The organism is Streptomyces olivochromogenes (assembly GCF_001514115.1).
Lineage (GTDB): Bacteria > Actinomycetota > Actinomycetes > Streptomycetales > Streptomycetaceae > Streptomyces > Streptomyces olivochromogenes.
Genome location: NZ_KQ948540.1, coordinates 1 through 885 on the forward strand (window position 1 = coordinate 1; position 885 = coordinate 885).

Consider the following 885-nt stretch of genomic DNA (forward strand, 5'->3'; position numbering starts at 1 on the left):
GAGGTCCTAACAGAAGCAGTCGATCATGTGACTGTCGGCCTGGTTGCTCGTTGGTCTTGTCGTGGGAAAGAGGGAGTCGCGTCCATGGATCGTCTCGGACGAACTGTGGTCGCTCATCGAGCCGTTGCTGCCCAAGCCGGGGCCGAAACTGGTCGAGGGCAGGCCGCGGATCCCGGACCGGCAGGCCTTGTCCGGGATCCTGTTTGTGCTGCACACCGGCATCCAGTGGGAGTACCTGCCCCAGGAGCTGGGCTTCGGTTCCGGCATGACGTGCTGGCGGCGCCTGGCCGCGTGGAACGAGGCCGGCGTGTGGGACGAGTTGCATCTCGTGCTGCTGAAGAAGCTGCGGGCCGCGAAGAAGCTGGACTGGTCGCGGGCGGTGATCGACTCCTCCCACGTGCGGGCCGCTCGGCGCGGCCCAAAAGCGGGCCCAGCCCGGTCGACCGCGCACGACCGGGCAGCAAGCACCACGTCCTCACCGACGGGCAGGGCATCCCGCTCGCGGTGTCGCTGACCGGCGGAAACCGCAACGACGTCACGCAGTTGCTGCCCCTGCTGGACAAGGTTCCGGCGGTGGCCGGCGTCGTCGGCCGGCCCAGACGCCGACCCGACGCGCTCCTCGCAGACCGTGGCTACGACCACGACAAGTACCGCCGCCTGCTCCGGGCCCGCGGCATCCGTCCGGTCATCGCCGAACGAGGACAGGAACACGGCAGCGGCCTCGGCATCTTCCGCTACGTGGTCGAGCGCACGATCGCCTGGCTGCACGGCTTCCGCCGACTGCGGATCCGCTGGGAACGACGCGACGACATCCACGAGGCCTTCCTCGGCCTCGCCACCTGCCTGATCACCCACCGCCACGTCCAACGCCTTTGTTAGGACCTC

At 68.6% G+C, this 885-nt stretch carries 1 protein-coding gene; it reads left to right on the forward strand.

Translation table 11 applies throughout. From position 1 onward, the window contains the following. Nucleotides 1–61 precede the first annotated feature (61 nt). Nucleotides 62–879 (forward strand): IS5 family transposase gene (locus AQJ27_RS54480; protein ID WP_107120757.1). Its coding sequence is split into 2 segments (ribosomal slippage): nucleotides 62–419 and nucleotides 419–879, totalling 819 coding nucleotides; the frame shifts between segments, so codons are not numbered across the junction. Nucleotides 880–885: the final 6 nt, after the last annotated feature.